Here is an 18,111-nt window from a genome sequence, read left to right as displayed (position 1 = left end):
GCGCAGGAGCCGCCCGGAGCGAAGGGCCGGAGAGCACGATGAATACAGTATCCCGTCGCACATTTCTGGCTGGCGCGGCCGGGCTCGCCGGGGCCGGGCTTCTGGCGGATGCAACCGCAGCCGCCGCACCGGAGGCCGGGGAGATGGCCCCGGTGTCGTCATCTCCTACAGATGGCAGGCCATGGCCCAGCGCCTATCGCTACAGGGTGGGCAATGTCACAGTCACCGCGATTGCCGATGGGCTGCGTACTTTTCCGATGCCAGAGGGCTTCGTGCGCAATGCGCCGCGCGAGGCCGTAAATGCCGCGTTGGTTGCGGCGCATCTGCCTCCTGATGAGTTGTCCATTCCCTTCACCGTTCTGCTGTTGGAGATTGGCGGCCGGCGTATTCTGGTGGATACGGGCAATGGCGTGCCGCAAAAGGCAGGCAAGGGCGCAACCACTGGCCTTTTGCAGCCCACTCTGGCGGCTCTTGGTATTGCGCCGGAAAGCATTGACGAGGTGTTGATCTCCCATTTTCATGGCGATCACATCAACGGCCTGCTGACTGCGGAAGGGGCGAGCGCCTTTCCAAAGGCGCGGGTGCGGGTGCCAGAGGCCGAGTGGGGTTTCTGGATGGATGAAAGCCAGATGAGCCGCGCCCCGGAGGCATTGAGGGGCACATTCACCAATAGCCGGCGGGTATTCAAGCCGCTGCTGAAACAGGTGGAAACCTATGGCTGGCAGGATGAGCTGGCTCCGGGCCTTGAGGCTGTTGAGGCCGCTGGCCACACGCCCGGCCACACCGCCTTTGAGCTGGCTTCGGGGAAGGATCGGCTTTTCATCCAGTCTGATCTTACCAATATTCCGGCCCTTTTCGTGCGTCATCCGAACTGGCAGGTGATGTTCGACATGGATGGTGAAAAGGCGGCCCGCACGCGCAAGCGTATTTATGACCGCCTCGCCAGTGCGCGTATTCTGGTGGCCGGTTATCATTTTCCTTTCCCCGGCGCAGCCTGGATTGACCGCGACGGGGAAGGTTTCCGCTATGTGCCGGTTTTGTGGAATCCGGTGCTGTAAGGGCGTTCAGGCGGTTTCAGGGTGGCGCGTCTCGGTACTGATCCAGTCGAGATAAGCAGGCAGGCCGCCTTCCAGTGGAAGCACGATGATGGCTGGCACATCATAGGGGTGCATCTGTTGCAGGGTCTGAGTGAGTTCTTGCGTACGGTCATGCGTGGTTTTCAGAAGTAGAACGGCTTCCTCGGCCCGTTCCAGCACGCCATTCCAGCGGTAGATGGAGGCCACGCTCGGTATGATATTGGCGCAGGCGACAAGGCCGCTCTGCACCAGTTCACGCGCGGCTTCTTCCGCCGGTGCGAAGCCGGGGAAGGTGGCATAGACCAGACAGGCGCGTGTTGTGCCGGCTTTCTCTGCGCTTTCTGCCTGCTTGTGGGGGGCGGTTTGGGTTTCCATCGTGGCGTCCTCCTTTTGCGGCATGGCTGGCCATCATGGCCCATGGAATCGCATTCGTCAGCCGGAGGAGAACTCGACAAGGCGGGGCAAGGCGTTTAGACGAAGGCGCTATGTTTCACGCATCGGGGCGGATTCCATGCTTCCCGGTGTGCCCCACACTGCCATGCCAGAGGATGCCGCGCCCACATGAGCGACGCCGAAAACTGCGACGCAATGGCCAGCGCCGCCCATAGTGATAAAGGGGACTGCGCATTGGGGCGGATTGCCTTTGTTTCCAGCCAGACCCCGGAAGCTGAAGCCGCACGCATGCGCCTGAATGCCCGCTATAATGGCGTGCCCGAGGATGAGGCGGATGTGATTGTGGCGCTGGGGGGCGATGGGCTCATGCTGCAAACCCTGCATCGCTTTCGTGATCGGGGTATTCCCATTTACGGCATGCATCGCGGCTCTGTCGGCTTCCTGATGAACACCTATTGCGAAGATGATCTGGTGGAGCGGTTGGCTGCCGCGCAGCATGTGCGCATTCATCCGCTGCTGATGGAGGCCATGGATATCAATGGCGTGCGCCATCGGGCACCGGCCATCAATGAGGTTTCGTTGCTGCGCCAATCCTATCAGGCGGCCAAGCTGCGCATTTCCATTGATGGCAAGGTGCGGCTGGAAGAGCTGATCTGTGATGGTGTGATTGTGGCGACACCAGCCGGCTCCACAGCTTACAATCTTTCCGCCCACGGCCCTATTCTGCCGCTCGGCACCAATCTGCTGGCCCTCACGCCCATTTCGCCCTTCCGCCCGCGGCGCTGGCGCGGTGCCTTGGTGCCGGACAAGGTGCGCGTGGATATTGCGGTGATGGAAGCGGGCAAAAGGCCTGTAAGCGCTGTGGCGGATCATTTCGAGGTGCGCAATATCGTGGCGGTGACGGCGCGCCTTGATACATCTTCTGCGATTGATATGCTTTTTGACCCGGATCATGGGCTTGAAGAGCGTATTTTGCACGAACAATTTGTGTATTAGGGGCGTTAGGTCCTGTTATGGTCTTCTCGTCAGTCTCCTTCCTTTATTATTTCTTGCCCGCATTCTTGGCGTGTTACTTTCTCATGCCGAATGTGCGCGCGAAGAATTTCGTTCTGCTGCTGTTCTCGCTGCTGTTTTATGCGTGGGGTGGGCTGGCAGATCTCCTGATCCTGTGCGTCTCAATCATCGCCAACTATTTTCTGGCGCTGTTCATTGATGCGCGCCCGGACAAGACACGCCTGCGTGCGCTGGCCTTTGCTGTTGCTGTCAATCTGGCTGGGCTGATCGCTTTCAAATATGTGTTCTTCCTGACGACGAACCTGAATGTGCTGCTCTCCCCGCTGGGGGTGGCCGTGCCTGTGGTGCAGGCGGAGTTGCCGCTGGGCATCTCCTTCTTCACCTTCCACGCCATTTCCTATCTGGTGGATGTGTATCGCCGGAAGGCGAAGGCAAATGGTCGGTTCGAGGAAATTGCGGTCTATATCACCATGTTCCCGCAATTGGTGGCTGGCCCTATCGTGCGTTATTCCACCATTTCGCATCGCATCAGTGAGCGGCGCACAACGCTGGGGCGGGTTTCTGCGGGCCTGCGCATCTTCATTATCGGCCTGTCGTGGAAAGTGCTGATCGCGGATGAAGTCGCCCCCATTGTGGCGCAGGTCTATGACCATACGGCCCTGCCGACCATGGCTGAGGCGTGGCTGGGGGTCAGCGCCTACGCCATTCAGCTCTATTTTGATTTTGGCGGCTACTCCAACATGGCTATTGGCCTTGCCGTGGCGATGGGGCTCAAATTCCCGCGGAACTTCAATCTGCCTTACCGTTCCCGCTCCATTGGCGAGTTCTGGCGGCGCTGGCATATGAGCCTTTCAAGCTGGTTCCGCGATTATGTCTATATTCCGCTGGGCGGGAACCGGGCGGGCGAGCACCGCACCATAATCAATTTGTGGACCGTCTTCCTGCTGTGCGGCCTGTGGCACGGCGCAAGCTGGAACTTCGTGATCTGGGGCGTGCATCACGGTTTCTTTCTGGTGCTGGAACGCACACGTCTGGGGGGATGGTTGGCGCGGGCTCCGGCTGCGGTCGGCTTCATCTACACCCAGCTTGTGCTGTTCTCGGGCTGGGTCTGGTTTCGAACCACGACGCTGGATGAAGCCTTTGTGCTGTTCCGTTCCCTTGTGGGGCTGAATGGTGTGGGCGGCCTGTCTGTGGGGCTGATGACCGAGTTGCAGTGGTTCACTATTGCAGTGCTGGTGTTGGCCTGGCCGCTGGCCATCTGGGGGCTGCCGCGCCCAGGGCTGAAAGCCTGGCCGCAGAAGGTGCGCTATGCGATTTATGGCGCAGGCGATACAATTGTGATGCTGCTGCTGTTTGTGCTCTGCGTGCTTTCCGTGGGCGCGGCGGCTTACAGCCCGTTCCTCTATTTCCAGTTCTGAGCGGGAGGAACCTATGCCACTTCTCATGAAGTTCCGCCGCATCTGGGCCATCATCGTCTTTCTGGTGCTGCTTCTGCCCACCATTGGCTTCTTCGTGCGTGATCTGCCAGCACCAGTGCGCACCGTAGTGGCGCCGGAAGCGGAATGGTGGATGCAGGCCTCGCGCCGGCTTGACCCCTATATCAACAATGTCTTCGGTTTCCGGGGGGCTGTGCTGGCCGCCCATGAAACCTATGGCCGTTGGCTGGGCGGCGGTGAGAATGAGCGGGTGCTGAAGGGCGAGAATGGCGCGCTCTTCATTCGGGATGAGTGGGCGCTGGAGCAATCCATTGGCCAGATCATCCGTGAGCAGAGGGTTGAGGACACGGTTCGGTTGGCCGGCGAGATGGACCGGAAAGCCCGCACCCATGGCGGCACATTCGTCATGATCGTGCCGCCTAACAGCCAGACCGTGAACCCTGAAAATCTTCCGGCCTATGCTCGCAATAGCCGTAAAAGCCCCACCGAATATGATCTTCTGGCTGAGTTGCTGAAGGAGAAGGGCATTCACTTCGTGGATCTGCGCGAGACAATGGCGCAGGCCAAGAAGGATGGGCCAGTCTACCGTAACAATGATACCCACTGGAACATGCGCGCCGCGCTGGAGGCGTTCAACGCCACCATGGCGGGCATAGGCCACCCCGAGCTGACTTATGAGCCGAAGGATGTTCTGGGCGAGCGTTATATGCGCGATGATGGTGATCTGGTCCGCCTCAGCGGGGGCACCAAGGCAGATAAGCCGGATGTGGATTATCATCCCAAGGGCGCGATGCTGCCGAAGGGGAACCTCAAGCCCATGGAAGGTATTGCGCACATACCGGAAAAGCCCGGACCCTTCCCGCCACAGGTTTTTGAAACGGGCCATGCCGGCCCGCGTATCATGGTGGTTGGGGATTCCTTCACTCAGAATTTCTGGCGTGGCCTGCTGGCGGACCGGGCCTCGGCTTATGTGTGGATGCATCACAATAGCTGTGGCTTCGACAAGGGTGTGATCGACCGCTTCAAGCCGGATATTCTGATCTACGCGCCGACGGAACGCTCCTTTCCCTGCAAGCCGCAGCACATGCCCTGATGGCGTGGCCTGCCGGGTTTCTGGCAGGCTGCCGTTCAGTTCTGGTTTTTCGGTTTTTGTGCAGCCGCTTTCGCCACAGCCTCACGGATGCGGGGCAGGGCCTCTTCGGCTGCTTCCGCGCCAATGGCCATGGCCTCTTCAGTCCGGTGGAAATCGAACAGCCCAATATCCCGCAGGCGCGGCACCAAAAGCACTTCGGGCGGGTCTTCCGCCAGACGTGCGCGGGTGATGCGATCCTGGGTGATGGTGAAGGCATCCAGAATGACTGACGAGAGCGTATGCTGATTGCCGCGCATTCGCGGCGGCCCCAGAAATTTCCGGCGCAGTCGCTCGGGATTCAGAAAATCTCCAATATTCTCAATGCCCGGAGCGTCTTCAGCATGGGGTGAAGAGGGCTTTTCTGTTGTCGGGGCCGGGTCTTCCGTAGGGCGGGAGTGGGCCAGCGCATCTGCGTTGAGATCAACGGCAATGATGACATCTGCACCCGCAGCCCGCACAGGCGCGACGGGAACGGGGTTCACCAATGCGCCATCCAGAAGCCAGCGCCCTTCCACATGAGCAGGCGTGAAAATGCCGGGAAGGGCATAAGAAGCGCGGATGGTGGTGACGAAATCTCCCTGTGTCAGCCAGATTTCGCGGCCTGTGCCACATTCCGTCGCCACGGCTGTGAAAGGCGTGGGCAGCTGTTCCAGAGTGGTCTCGCCAACCTCTTGCTTCATCCGCTCCATCAGGCGACGGCCTGCGATGAGCCCGCCGCCATCCAGGGTGAAATCCAGAAAGCCCAGCATGTTGCGCCGGTTGAGCTGCATGGCCCATTCCGTCAGCTCATGAAGGCGCCCCGCCGCCCACAGCCCGCCCACGACCGCGCCTATGGAGGTGCCTGCGACCAGATGTGGACGGAGCCCCTCCCGCTCCAGCACATGCAAGATGCCCAGATGTGCCAGCCCGCGCGCCGCCCCGCCGCCCAGAGCAAGGCCGATCACAACAGGTCCTTGAGGGTTCGAGGCCAGAGCGAGTGGAGAGGAGGGGCATGGCGTCATGGTCTGTCACCCATAGGCTGGCTTATCCGTGCCAATCGGAAAGGTCAGGCCGGTTGCATGTTTCTGATGAGGTACAGGCTTCATTCGGAACAGATATGGAAACAAAGCTAGCGCACGCAGGTGTCGGAAGCGTGTCTTGCCGGACCAATGGATGCTGGGGAGGAAGCCTTGCCGTTCATGAGCTTGCGCCTCTATAGTCCCGCCAACCATGCTTTTATGTGCGGTGCGCGTGCGTACTCGCAAGGCCGGGGTATCCTCAGTGGACGGCCCAGCCATAGCCGGAGACCGTGATGTGAGCCGGAAGAGCAGCACATATCTTTCCATGCGGGTCTGTTTTCCTGACGGACGCCACATTGATGACAGCAGGATTGCGCTGCTGGAGGCCATTCGCGCGCACGGTTCCATGCTGGCGGCGGCCAAGGCCATCAGCATGAGTTACCGCCATGCCTGGCTGTTGATGGATGAGCTGGACCGGATGTTCGAGCAGAAGGTCATCATCACCCATCCAGGCCGGCGTGGCGCGGGGACGGAGGTGACAGCGTTCGGGGAGCGGCTCATCGCCCTCTACCGGGCCATGGAGCAGCGGGCCAATCGCAGCAACAAGGCCACGCTGGATGAACTTATGGCTGCTCTTTCCGTGTCGTCGGCACAAGATGAAGAGCCGGAGGCGCACGTTCAGGCCGGCTAGGCAGGCCGGCCAGTGGTTCGCTACGGGGGGCGAAGTGGCGGGAGCGGTTGTCCACCGCCACCGTTTTTATCATGGCCCAGACGGTCATGCCTGGTGCCAGTGCCAGCCGGGCGACGCTTTCAATGGTCACCAGGGCTTGCAGACGGCTGCCTTTGCCGTCCTTCCCCAGCCCCATTTCAACGTTCACATAAGGCCCTTCCTCCCGCCGCAGGGCATAGATGATACCGGGTAGGCGATTGGTGATGGAAACATCCATGGGCCGAGAGAGAGCGAGCGAGACATCGCGGGCGCGAATACGCGCGCGCGCAGCTGCACCGACGGGAAGATCCACCTGCGGCACCCGCAATTCGCCTTCCGGGAAGCGCAGGGTGGAGAGAGCCATTTCGGGGTCATGTTCCGCAACCTGGCATTCAAACACGCTGCCCAGATCAAACCGCCCGACAACAGGCAGTGCCTCTGGCCGGGTGAGAACATCCGCCAGCGGGCCAGAGGCCACAATCGCCCCTTCATGTACCATGACCACCGTATCAGAGAGGCGAACCACCTCTTCTATGGAGTGGCTGACATAGAGAATGGGTAGCTTCAGATCATCTCTCAGGCGCTCCAGATAGGGCAGAATCTCGCGTTTGCGCATCTCGTCCAGAGAGGCGAGGGGTTCGTCCATCAACAGGATGCGGGGTTGAGAGAGCAGGGCCCGTCCAATGGCCACGCGCTGCTTTTCACCGCCCGAAAGCGTATGGGGGCGGCGCTTCAGCAGATGGCCGATGCCAAGCAGTTCCACCACCGTATCAAAACTGATGAAGGCCCGCCCTCTGGCCCGGCGCAGGCCGTAGCGCAGGTTGCTGTTGACCGACATATGGGGAAAGAGGCGGGAGTCCTGAAATACATAGCCTACCCGGCGTTTCTCAATCGGCAGATTGATGCCGCGGGCGGCATCAAGAAACACCTCTTCTCCTACCTGAATGCGCCCGTGATCGGGTTGCACTGTCCCTGCAACGCTTTGGATGATGGTGGTCTTTCCCGAGCCGGAGCGGCCGAACAGGGCCGTGATGCCGGAACCCGGAACCATGATCTGGGCGGAAAGTGAAAAGCCGGTGCCGCGCTTCAGCGCAATGTCGATCTCAATCATGCGCGTCCCAGAGCCAGCTTGAGCCGGCGGTCGGCCATTTCAGCCAGCATCAGCGCACCAAGGGCCAGAAGGATGGAGACAAGCGTGAGGCGCATGGCGCTGGCGTCTCCATCCGGCATATGGGTGGCGCTGTAGATGGCCAGGGGAATCGTGCGGGTCTGCCCTTCCACATTGGAGACGAAGGTGATGGTCGCGCCAAACTCGCCCAGCGCTGAAGCCAGAGAAATCAGGCAGCCGGAAAGAATGCCCGGCAACATCAGCGGCAGGGTGATGGTGAAAAAGGCGTCCAGACGGCTGGCCCCCAGTGTGCGGGCGGCGGTTTCCACGCCCTTGTCGATACCATCCACGGCGATGCGAATGGCGTTCACGATGAGAGGGAAGCTCACCACGGCCGCGGCCACGGTGGCGCCTGCGGTGCTGAACATGAGATTGATGCCCAGCCACTCATGCAGATACTGTCCCAGATAGCCCCGGCTTCCCAGCGCCAGAAGTAGCAGATAGCCCACGACGACGCGCGGCAGCACAAGCGGCAGATGCACCAGCCCGTCAAACAGGCCCTTGCCGGGAAAATCCAGCCTCGCCAGCATCCAGCCCACCAGAATGGCCGGTGGCATGGTCCAGAGAGTCGCCCAGAAGGCCACGCGCAGACTGAGCGCGACCGCAGTCCATTCTTCAGGTGTCAGCATCTGGGCATCTCTGGGGCAGGGCGGAAAGCTGGCGCAGAATAATGCATCCGGGGTGGATGCGGCCAGTATCAAAGCTGTGTGTGAGGAGGGAGGGGCCGGTATGGAACCCGACGCTTCCCGCGTCATGGCATGGTGATGCGCCGGCTTACTGAATGGAGAAGCCGTATTTCTTGTACACGTCCTTGGCTTCCGGCCCGGTCAGATAGGTGAAGAAGTCTCTGGCTTCCGGCGTATCGTGCCCCTTGATGAGCGCGAAGGGGTATTGCACGGGCGGGTGGCTTCCGGCCGGAAAGGTGCCGATGACTTTCACATTTTTCGCAATGGCGGCATCCGTGGCATAGACGATGCCGAACGACGCCTCGCCGCGTTCCACCAGCGCCAGAGCTGCACGCACGCTGGATGCGCCGACAATGCGAGCCTTCACACTCTCCCACAGGCCCAGAGTGGTGAGGGCGGTTTTGGCGTAAATGCCGGCCGGTACGCTGTCCACCAGCCCGGTGACAATGCGACCGTCCTTGCCCAGCATGGCGGACAAATCCAGAGTCTTGCTGATTTCAACGGGCTTCACATCCGAAGAAGCGGATGTCACCAGCACCAGCGCATTGCCAATGGGCGTGACGCGGGAGGAGGAGATGATCATCTCCTTCTTCTCCAGATAATCCATCCACTTCACATTGGCTGATGCAAAAATGGCAGCCGGTGCGCCGGCTTCAATCTGCCGGGCGAGGTCGGACGACGCCGCGAAGGAGAGCTTCACTGCGGGGTTACCCTTTGCTTCCCACGCCTTTTCGATATCTTGCACGGCATTTGTCAGGCTGGCGGCTGCAAAAGTAAGGGCAGTGGCTGCCGCATTCGTGGTTGCAGTCGTTTTTTCGGCCTGAGCCGGAATGGCGAGAGCGGAGGCGAAAAGCAGGCCGAGCACAAGCCCCCGGCGGCGAAAACCAAAACTGAGCATGCCGAATATCTCCTTGGGTGCGAGCACGATAAAGAGACATTCAGATATGTTCAATAGTATATAGCTTATGGTTGAGGAAACGGCCAGTTCCACCTCTGTCCAGCTTTGAGCAGAGGCGGAAAACTATTTTGAAATCAATATGTTATTATTTCAGGCTGTCACATGCCAAACAGCTTCAACGCCAGCGCGCCCGGAGCCAGCATGGCGAAAGACCAGACAATGGCGCTGGCGACATTCGCCATCTGGAAATGGCTCTGCCGCATGGCCAGTATGCCGGCGATCAGCGGCACAACAGCGCGGATGGGGCCGAAGAAGCGCCCGATGGCGACACTCCAGATGCCGAAGCGGGAGAAAAAATGTTCCGCGCGCGCCACGAGATCCGGCCGGCGGGAGAGGGGCCAGAACATCTTGGCCCGCTCCTTGTAATGAAAGCCAAACCAGTAGGAAACGGCATCGCCCAATGTGGCCCCGAAAGCGGCCGCGAACCAGATGGGCAAAAAGCTTAGCCCGCTGGCTTCCACCAGCGCGCCTATAGCCAGCAGAAGAACTGTCGCAGGAATGAAGAATGAGAGCAATGCGATGGATTCGCCAAAGGCGAGGCCAAATACCACCAGCGGTGCAAGCTGGTGGTGTTCTTTTACAAAGGCGGTTGTGGCATCCACAATGGCCTGCATGTCAAACATTTTGTCTCCATCGCCTTCTGGCGGTGTTGCTGCCCTGAGAATCTTTGGCGGCAGAGCTGTACATGCAGGGACGCAGGTGAATCCAGCATCCGGCATCATGCTGCGCCGGAAATGTGTATGCCGGCTTCTGTGGCGGAGCACTGCGGCAAAAAAGCGGGTGTTCCGGCAGAATGCCTTGAAATTGTCATGGGTATGGGCCATATGGCGCTCTGTAGCGTTTCGCGCTGCCATGTTTTGGGCGTTCCATACGCACGGCAGGGGCACAGTTTGGCGAGGCGCTTTCGGGTCGCGTAGCGGAGACATACGGCATCTTCTTCCTGGCTTCAGGAAAGAGCCTCATGGGTCTTAGCCCGAATTGCTTTTCCTTCTGGACACCCCAGGCCACGCGGGATGTCGGAGACCTCGCGGACTGCATCGGCAGACGGTTTCCGCATGGCTTCGCTGGCCGGCTTCTGGTTGCCGGGCTTCATGCCAAAGCGCCGTCCTGCCTCACATATGCTGAGGCAGCATGTTGGTGTGGTTTGCGCCATGAAAGACAGAACTTGACTTCTTTTTCCAGTCTCGGCCTTGCCGAGCCTATTCTCCGCGCTCTTGATGACGCGGGTTATAAGGCCCCCACGCCCATTCAGGCGCAGGCCATTCCTGAAATTCTTTCCGGTCGCGACCTGATTGGTATTGCGCAGACCGGCACCGGCAAGACTGCCGCCTTCGCCCTTCCTATTCTGGACCATCTGATGCGCCAGCAGCGCCGGCCGGAACCGAAGAGCGTGCGCGCGCTTGTGCTTTCTCCGACCCGCGAACTGTCCGGGCAGATCGTGGACAATTTCCAGGCTTTCAGCCGCCATGCCCGCATTTCGGTGGGGCTGGCGATTGGTGGCGTGCCCATGGGCCGGCAGGTGCGCGCGCTGCATCGCGGCACTGATGTGCTTGTGGCGACGCCGGGCCGTCTGCTGGATTTGGCTGAAAACAATGCGGTGCGCCTCGATCAGGTCGAGGTGTTTGTGCTGGATGAGGCCGATCAGATGCTGGACATGGGCTTTGTCCATGCCATCCGGGCCATTCTGCGCCGCCTGCCGCGTCAGCGTCATTCGCTGTTCTTCTCGGCCACCATGCCGAAGGCGATTGCGGATCTCGCTGCCTCCATGCTGCATGAGCCGGCTCAGGTCGCTGTTACCCCCGTGGCCCGGACCGCCGACAAGGTGGACCAGCGCGTCGTGCTGGTGGACAAGGCCAACAAGGGGCGTCTGCTGGCCGAAGTGCTCTCCAGCGAGCCGATCGACCGCGCCCTTGTCTTCACCCGCACCAAGCATGGGGCGGACAAGGTGGTGCGCACTCTGGCGCGCACCGGTATTGCGGCGGAAGCCATTCATGGCAACAAGTCGCAGAACCAGCGTGATCGCGTGCTTGCGGCCTTCCGCAGCGGGCATGTCCGCATTCTGGTGGCGACGGATATCGCCGCCCGCGGCATTGATGTGACCGGCGTGAGCCATGTGGTGAATTACGATTTGCCGAATGTGCCGGAAAGCTATGTGCATCGCATTGGCCGTACCGCGCGCGCCGGACGTGAAGGCATTGCCATTTCCTTCTGCGATCAGGAAGAGCGCGCTTATCTGCGTTCTATTGAGCGCCTCATCAAGATCCAGATTCCGCACAGTGATCGTCGCGGGGCCGGGGCGCGCTTTGAAGTGCCGGCCGGCGAGCCAATCATTCTGCCGGAACCGTCTGCTGATCCGATGCCCGGTCGTGGGCGTCGTGGCGGTAACGGGCAGGGACAGAACCGTGGCCGGGCCCGGCAGGGCAATGGCGGGGAAGGCAGCTTCGGCGAAGCCCGTGGCGGCCAGCGCCAGAACCGTGCCAAGCAGGGCGAAGGTGCCCCGCGCGGCGAAAAGCGCGCCAGCGTCCAGGGTGAAGGGCGTGCGGATGCTCCGCGTGGTGAAAATCGCGGTGGCGAAGGGCGCGGCAAAGCCCGTGGCGCCCGTGGCCAGCGCGCGGCTTCAGAAAATGGCGGTCTGGGCACTCTCGGCTTCATGAAGGCCGTGCCGAGCCGTGATGGTGCCCGCAAGGGGGCTGCCAACAAGGCTGGCGTCAACAAGGGTGGCCTGCGCAAGGGGCGCACTGAAGGCGCGAAGAGCGGCGTGTGATATTGCTGGCCGCTTTGCGGCTGATCTGAACCCCGCGGGAGCCTCAATCTGATGGCTCCCGCAAGAGTCCTATGGGCTGAAACGCGATTTCGTGAGATAAGCCCGCCAGTATCGCCCCCGCCGGGGCCAATGGAGACGACTATATGGCGAAAGAAGAGATGCTGGAGTTCGAGGGCATTGTGACTGAAGTGCTCCCGGACGGTAATTTCCGCGTACGCCTGGATAATGACCATCAGATTCTGGCCTATGCGGCCGGCAAGATGAAGAAGAACCGCATCCGCACCATTGAAGGTGACCGTGTGGTGGTGGAAATGTCCCCCTACGATCTTGATCGTGGCCGGATTAACTTCCGTCACAAGGCTGAGGGTTCGGCCCCGCCTCCCGGTATGCGTCGCCAGAACTTCCGCCGTCGCTGAGCCTGTCCTGCTGCAAGCTTATGTTTGCGGCAGGTCGGGAAAAGGCCCTGTCGGGTCTGTTCCGGTATATTCCGGGGCCGGTTACCGGCCCTTTGGGAGCAGCACGCATGTGGCGGGCAGGCTCGGCCTGCCGCCACGCTTGCTTGACATCGCCTGAATATGGTGCGGCCTTCGGGGCGCGCTTTGGAGCGTGAAGCGTGTCATCTGGACACGCTTTTTGTCGGCAGTGTTCAGGCCTTGGCCTGAATGACGCGATGTAATGACTTGCTCCGTCGAGGCGCTTTTTTCTTCAAAGCACAATTTCAGAATTTCTGCGTGATGCTCCGCCAGTTTCAAGAAAATGGACGGTTGAAAGAATGTTCACCGTAGCACTTGAAATGGCTTCAAGCCTGCCTATCTCTATAACAGCCCCCCTGAAGCCGTATATATGGTGATGCTAGCGATCCATAATGGTGGGAGACGGACGGATGTACTCCGATCCTGCCGCGGCATCAGGTGTTCGTTCCTCCACATTATTTCTGGCGCAGCCATCATGCCGCGCTGATTTTGGTGGAGGAGCGGACGGGCGGGCAGCTTCCGTTTTCTTTGCTTTTGCCCGGATCAGTCTCTGATCCGGGCTTTTTATTGTGCGCACGTTTATGCGCAGCGCGCGCGAATGAATGTGGAGAGGGTGGCGTTGAAGCTTTCCGCAGCTTCCACAAAGGGGGCATGGCCAATGCCTTCAAACATTTGTAGCTCAGCCTCTGGAATGAGTGCTGCAATATGTTCTGCCATGGCCGGGGCGACCACAATATCCCGATCCCCCTGTGTGACCAGAACGGGCAGGTCGAGGGCACGCAGCATGGTGTCATGCTCGCATGGGCGGCCAAACAGGGCCGCGCGCACTGGCGCGGGCACCACCATATTTGCCGCCAGGAAGGTTTCGAACATCTCCTGATCAGGCTGGATTTCAAAGCAGTTGCGCAGGAAGGTGCGGGTCGCCGAGATGTTCTCCTCAAGATTTTCAGAATACATCTGCCGCATCAGGCGGTTGCAAGTGCCGTAGAAATGACGCTCATTGCTGGTTACCGCATCTACAAAAACAATGCCGCCCAGCGCAGCGCTGCCATGGATGGACAAATAATCGCTGATGATGCGCCCCGCATAAGACCACCCCACCAGAACAGGCTTTGTCAGTTCGCACTGTTCGAGAATGGCGGCCAGTTCGCCCGCCCAGCGTTCCGGCTCCTTGTAGAAGGTTGCATCCACAGGCTTGTCCGACGCGCCATGGCCACGAAAATCATAAGTCACCATCCGCAGATGGGCGAGTTCCGGCGCCATCACCTGCTTTTGCCAGCACAGGCCTGCCTGCGAAAAGCCGTGAATGAAGAGCACGTCTCGTCCTTCAGGCGCACCCCATTGTTGTGTGCGGATGCGCAATCCATCCGGTGTGAGAACATCCCGCAGGACAGGGGCCGGCAGGGTGGAGGCGGCAGAAGGCGCAACGGCCGGAGATGTGATGGGTGCGGGCATGAGCTTTCATCTGTCGGGGCGGGTGCGGGAAGGCCGGGCGGCTTCTCTCGCAGGAGTTCCGTAAGGAAGGCAGAGTAAGAAGTCTGAGCACAGTTCTGCAAGTGGTGGCGACAGAGCTGACAGGGTGGCCGAGTAGAGTTTCAGGAGCACCGGAATGGCGGCGAAGGTGATATCGAAGCAGGTCGGCAGGGGTGTGGGCGCATGGTTTCTGGCGGGCCTGATGCCGTTTTCCACGGCTTGGGCTGCTGAGCAATATATGGCCAAAGGCGCGCCTTTCTTTCCCCCTTACCGCACGGCTATTGTCACGTTTGATGTGCAGGAGGACGGCCATATCAGGGGCACGCTTGCGTCGCCGAAGGGTGACCCGCGTTCCGCTTTGCAGCTTAAAGGAAAGCGCGATGGCAGCGTCATGGAGCTGACCATCGGGAAGGGTGGGGAAGAGGTGCACCTCAAGCTGTTGCGCAGCGAGCGCGACGGGCAGGAGGTGTGGGGTGAGGCGGATTATATTCCAGGTGTGGAAGATGTGGTGCTGTTTCGTCCGCAAGCCGGTTTCTCGGATGCCGGGCGTGCCATCCAGCATATCAATGATGATTGGTGCGGCGTGCTGGTGGGAGGGCTTTCCGTCACGCTGCACGCCACGTCCCTGCGTAGCATGGATGAGCCCCCGCCGGATCTTGAAGCGCTGAATGTCGTACTGTCCTCCTCCGATGGGGAATTGCATACGGCAAAAATGAAGGCGTTATGGGACAGGCTGCGCCTTGCGGCGCTGGGCGGAAAGGATGTGCGTCTGGATATCGCCGTGCCCGTTGGCAGCGAGGCTGGCGTAGCTGAAGCCGTGCGTGGCCTGCCAGCGGTTGTGGCTGTGGGCCTGCCCAATAATTGCCGGGAGATGGCGCTGGTTTCCGTGCCGCGCCCCCGCATCATGGATGGAGACACGATCTCCGATACTAAGCTGAAAACCTATCTGGAAGAGGTGCTGGCGCGTCAGCTTTCCGGTGGAGATCCCGAGGAAGAGGCTTCAGGCAAGCAGCGTTACGCGCTGGCTGGGGCAAAGGTGGAGCGTAATGCCAATAATCAGCCTGTCTTTACCGCCACCCTCACAGTGGGTGCGGAGGTGACGGGGTTGGAGAAGGGCATGTGGAGCAGGTTCCAGCTTGCTGTTCAGCCGGTGGTGACGGCGGTGGATACGGCGGAAACCATCTCGCTTCTGGTGACCGTGAGCAATGTAGCCGAAGCGCAGGGCAAGAAAACCAGACATGCGCCTGTGCCTGCGGCAGAGGATTTCAAGCCGCAGGAAAGTGCGGAAGAGGCTGCTGCCCTGAGCCAGAAGATCGTGTCCTGGCTGGCTCAGGCGGAGAAGACGCACTGTTCTTTCGTCTCCGCCGCATATCATGAAGATGCAGAAGATAATCAGAGTTGCACCAATCCGGTGCGGGATGATCTGGCGCCTTTAAGTGGCGAGTGATGTGAACTGCAGCCCCTCATGGTTCGCCTTTTGGTAAACCATGCGGCCAGCCTTTCAACTGCGGGAGGCTGGTGGGGCCGAAGGCTGCTGTGGTGCAGGCTCTGGCGGCGTGTCTGGTGCAGAAGTGCCGCCCTGCTTTTCAGCCGCTTTCAGCAGTTTTTCCAGTGCCATCAGTCGTGCTGCGGATTGGGGGGAAAGCGTCACCGGGCGGCGATTGCCGCCAAGACCGGGAACCTCGATCAGTGGTGGCACCGGGTCCAGTTTCGGGATGGGGGACGTGATGCCGGGGATGGGTTTGATCTCGATGCCCTGATGGGCATAGGCCATCACCTTCTGCCAGGTCATGGCCGGAAGGGAGCCGCCTGTCATGCGGTTCATGGGTGTGTAATCATCATTGCCGAACCAGACCCCACCAACATAGTTGCCCGTGAACCCCATGAACCAGGCATCGCGATAGGCATTGGTGGTGCCGGTCTTGCCGGCCACCTTACTGTTCACCAGTCGGGCGCGGCGGGCAGTGCCGGCCTCCACCACCAGATTGAGCATGAAGTTGATGTCACTGAGCGTCTGCTGGGGAATGAGCCGCACCGGGGGCGGGGCGTCACGATCAAAGCGCCAGACCACATGCCCATTGCCTGTGCGCATCTCCACAATGGCATGGGGGTAAACGCTTAGCCCGTTATTGGCGAAGACCGAATAAGCGGTGGTCATATCGATCAGCGTGGCTTCCGCCGCGCCGAGGGGCAGGGCGGCATTGGCCAGCAGCGGGTGCGTCAGGCCCATTTTCTGCGCGAAGGCAGCGATTTTGCTCACACCGAAGGTCTGCCCCAGCCGCACAGCCACGGTGTTGAGCGAATATTGCAGGGCGGTTTTGAGCGGCAACCGTCCGCGATAGGAGCGCCCGTAATTTTGGGGGCACCAGTTGCCAAGGCAGATGGGCGCATCACGCACCATGGTATCAGGCCGGTAGCCATTCATCAGCGCGACGGTATAGACGAAGGGCTTGAAGGATGAACCCGGCTGGCGCAGCGCATCCGTGGCGCGGTTGAACTGACTTTCACCATAATCGCGCCCGCCTACCATGGCGCGCACTGTGCCGTTCGGCTCCATCACCACAATGGCCCCTTCAGAGACCTTGTAATCCGCCCCATACTGGCGCAGCGACTGATTGAGCGCGGCTTCGGAAACCTTCTGGATATTCGGGTCCAGTCCGGTGCGGACGGTGAAGTTTCGTTCCGTCATGTCGGGTGAAAACTGGTCCACCAGCTTCTTCACCTCATCAAAGGCGTAGTCGAGATAATAATCCGGCACGCCATCATCCTGCCGGTCCACCGGGGTGGCGGGGGTGCGGCGGGCCCCAAACACCTGGCCCTCTGTCATGAAGCCGGCTTCCACCAGATTGTCGAGCACGGTAGAGGCACGGGCGCGGGCGGCTGGCAGGTTCACATGCGGGGCATATTTGGAAGGGGCCTTGAACAGGCCGGCCAGCATGGCTGCTTCTGCCAGATTCACTTCACGCACGGATTTGCCGAAATAATAATGCGCCGCCGCATCCACCCCATAGGAGCCGCCGCCCAGATAGGCACGATCCAGATACAACTTCAGAATCTGGTTCTTGCTCAGTCGCGCTTCCAGCCAGAATGCGAGAAAAGCCTCCTTCACCTTGCGTTCCAGCGTGCGCTGGTTGGAGAGAAAGAGATTCTTGGCCAGTTGCTGGGTGATGGAAGAGCCGCCCTGTACCACGCCGCCGGCTCGGGCGTTGGAAACAAGGGCGCGGGCCGTGCCGGTAATATCTATGCCCCAATGCTCGTAGAAGCGCCGGTCTTCTGTGGCCAGAACAGCCTTGATGAGGGGATCGGGAAACTCGCTCAGCGGCACGGTGTCATTCTGGCGAATGCCGCGCTCGCCGATGACGTGGCCATAACGGTCCAGAAATGTGACGGCGAGTTCCGTGCGTTTCAGCCAGTCATCGGAGGTTTCGCGGAAGGCGGGCAGGGCCAGCGCCAGCATAAGCACAGCCCCCGCCGCGCCAAGGGTCAGGGCTTCGGAGGCGGTATGGGCCGCGAGGCGGTAGATGCCGGTGAGGTTGAAGCGCTCGGTAAAGGCGGCGTAGGAAGAAAGAGCATGGCGGCTGCCGGCGACCAGCGCATAGAGCGTGCTGTCCAGAAGGGCGTCAGCATCCAGCAGACGTTGCCGCAGCCGGATGCGCCAGTTCTGGCGCTGCTTCGGGCCATGCGGGCCGGGCGCGCTCTGGCCGGGGTCTGGTGTGGGCGGCGGCTCGGACAAGGGGCGAGGCTCTGCGCTGAAACGGACTGGCGATGGTTTCCGCCAAAGCCGGCACTTCCACGGCGAAAGTTTGCACAGCCCGCCGCCACCGGATGAGA

16 protein-coding genes are annotated in these 18,111 nt (G+C 60.6%); 8 read left to right on the top strand and 8 right to left on the bottom strand.

All coding sequences use genetic code 11. The features are described 5' to 3' along the window. Nucleotides 1-38 precede the first annotated feature (38 nt). A complete protein-coding gene (locus ACT6QH_RS12755) occupies nucleotides 39-1,058 on the top strand; it encodes an MBL fold metallo-hydrolase (protein ID WP_444975199.1) in 1,020 nt (339 codons plus the stop codon). Between the two features lie 6 nt (nucleotides 1,059-1,064). On the opposite strand, the gene cutA is transcribed toward ACT6QH_RS12755, so the two are convergent. Beyond that, on the bottom strand, nucleotides 1,065-1,475 hold the full coding sequence (gene cutA / locus ACT6QH_RS12750) for a divalent-cation tolerance protein CutA (RefSeq protein WP_444975198.1): 411 nt from the start codon (nucleotides 1,473-1,475) through the stop codon (nucleotides 1,065-1,067). 189 nt (nucleotides 1,476-1,664) lie between these two features. Here cutA and ACT6QH_RS12745 point away from each other — a divergent pair, with 189 nt between their 5' ends. The 3 genes from ACT6QH_RS12745 to ACT6QH_RS12735 all read left to right on the top strand — a co-directional run bounded on the left by ACT6QH_RS12745 (nucleotide 1,665) and on the right by ACT6QH_RS12735 (nucleotide 5,012). Then, complete coding sequence (locus ACT6QH_RS12745) at nucleotides 1,665-2,465, top strand: NAD kinase (protein ID WP_444975357.1); 801 nt, start codon at nucleotides 1,665-1,667, stop codon at nucleotides 2,463-2,465. Between the two features lie 83 nt (nucleotides 2,466-2,548). Further along, the gene (locus ACT6QH_RS12740; protein ID WP_444975197.1) at nucleotides 2,549-3,901 is read left to right on the top strand and encodes an MBOAT family O-acyltransferase; all 1,353 of its coding nucleotides are present in this window, start codon (nucleotides 2,549-2,551) and stop codon (nucleotides 3,899-3,901) included. A gap of 13 nt (nucleotides 3,902-3,914) precedes the next feature. Beyond that, a complete protein-coding gene (locus tag ACT6QH_RS12735) occupies nucleotides 3,915-5,012 on the top strand; it encodes an alginate O-acetyltransferase AlgX-related protein (RefSeq protein ID WP_444975196.1) in 1,098 nt (365 codons plus the stop codon). A gap of 35 nt (nucleotides 5,013-5,047) precedes the next feature. Here the strand turns inward: ACT6QH_RS12735 and ACT6QH_RS12730 are convergent, their stop codons facing one another. Further along, a complete protein-coding gene (locus ACT6QH_RS12730) occupies nucleotides 5,048-6,052 on the bottom strand; it encodes a patatin-like phospholipase family protein (RefSeq protein ID WP_444975195.1) in 1,005 nt (334 codons plus the stop codon). 292 nt (nucleotides 6,053-6,344) lie between these two features. On the opposite strand from ACT6QH_RS12730, the gene ACT6QH_RS12725 reads away from it, so the two are divergent. Continuing rightward, complete coding sequence (locus ACT6QH_RS12725; protein WP_444975194.1) at nucleotides 6,345-6,740, top strand: winged helix-turn-helix domain-containing protein; 396 nt, start codon at nucleotides 6,345-6,347, stop codon at nucleotides 6,738-6,740. On the opposite strand, the gene modC is transcribed toward ACT6QH_RS12725, so the two are convergent. From modC to ACT6QH_RS12705, 4 genes are all read right to left on the bottom strand, one after another. Next, a complete protein-coding gene (gene modC / locus ACT6QH_RS12720) occupies nucleotides 6,673-7,869 on the bottom strand; it encodes a molybdenum ABC transporter ATP-binding protein (RefSeq protein WP_444975193.1) in 1,197 nt (398 codons plus the stop codon). The two genes, ACT6QH_RS12725 and modC, sit on opposite strands and share 68 nt — an antisense overlap. Beyond that, a complete protein-coding gene (gene modB, locus ACT6QH_RS12715) occupies nucleotides 7,866-8,555 on the bottom strand; it encodes a molybdate ABC transporter permease subunit (protein ID WP_444975192.1) in 690 nt (229 codons plus the stop codon). Before modB ends, modC begins: the two co-directional genes overlap by 4 nt. A 145-nt stretch (nucleotides 8,556-8,700) precedes the next feature. Continuing rightward, nucleotides 8,701-9,510: a molybdate ABC transporter substrate-binding protein gene (modA, locus tag ACT6QH_RS12710; protein WP_444975191.1), complete on the bottom strand. Its 810-nt coding sequence runs from the start codon at nucleotides 9,508-9,510 to the stop codon at nucleotides 8,701-8,703. Between the two features lie 158 nt (nucleotides 9,511-9,668). After that, the gene (locus ACT6QH_RS12705; RefSeq protein WP_444975190.1) at nucleotides 9,669-10,193 is read right to left on the bottom strand and encodes a DedA family protein; all 525 of its coding nucleotides are present in this window, start codon (nucleotides 10,191-10,193) and stop codon (nucleotides 9,669-9,671) included. Nucleotides 10,194-10,735: 542 nt separating this feature from the next. Here ACT6QH_RS12705 and ACT6QH_RS12700 point away from each other — a divergent pair. Both ACT6QH_RS12700 and infA read left to right on the top strand, forming a co-directional pair. Then, nucleotides 10,736-12,334 carry a DEAD/DEAH box helicase gene (locus tag ACT6QH_RS12700; protein WP_444975189.1) on the top strand — a complete coding sequence of 533 codons (1,599 nt, stop codon included), beginning with the start codon at nucleotides 10,736-10,738 and terminating at the stop codon, nucleotides 12,332-12,334. 143 nt (nucleotides 12,335-12,477) lie between these two features. Then, nucleotides 12,478-12,750 (top strand): translation initiation factor IF-1, encoded by a 273-nt coding sequence (infA, locus tag ACT6QH_RS12695; RefSeq protein WP_444975188.1) that lies wholly within the window; start codon nucleotides 12,478-12,480, stop codon nucleotides 12,748-12,750. 636 nt (nucleotides 12,751-13,386) lie between these two features. Here infA and ACT6QH_RS12690 read toward each other — a convergent pair. Next, on the bottom strand, nucleotides 13,387-14,262 hold the full coding sequence (locus tag ACT6QH_RS12690; RefSeq protein ID WP_444975187.1) for an alpha/beta fold hydrolase: 876 nt from the start codon (nucleotides 14,260-14,262) through the stop codon (nucleotides 13,387-13,389). Nucleotides 14,263-14,416: 154 nt separating this feature from the next. Here ACT6QH_RS12690 and ACT6QH_RS12685 point away from each other — a divergent pair, with 154 nt between their 5' ends. Continuing rightward, a complete protein-coding gene (locus ACT6QH_RS12685) occupies nucleotides 14,417-15,727 on the top strand; it encodes a hypothetical protein (RefSeq protein ID WP_444975186.1) in 1,311 nt (436 codons plus the stop codon). Nucleotides 15,728-15,781: 54 nt separating this feature from the next. On the opposite strand, the gene ACT6QH_RS12680 is transcribed toward ACT6QH_RS12685, so the two are convergent. Further along, nucleotides 15,782-18,013, bottom strand: a complete 2,232-nt coding sequence (locus ACT6QH_RS12680) for a transglycosylase domain-containing protein (protein WP_444975185.1) — start codon at nucleotides 18,011-18,013, stop codon at nucleotides 15,782-15,784. Nucleotides 18,014-18,111 lie beyond the last annotated feature (98 nt).

This window comes from Haloleucobacter albus (assembly GCF_052492075.1).
This window is presented reverse-complemented; position numbering and strand designations above follow the sequence as displayed.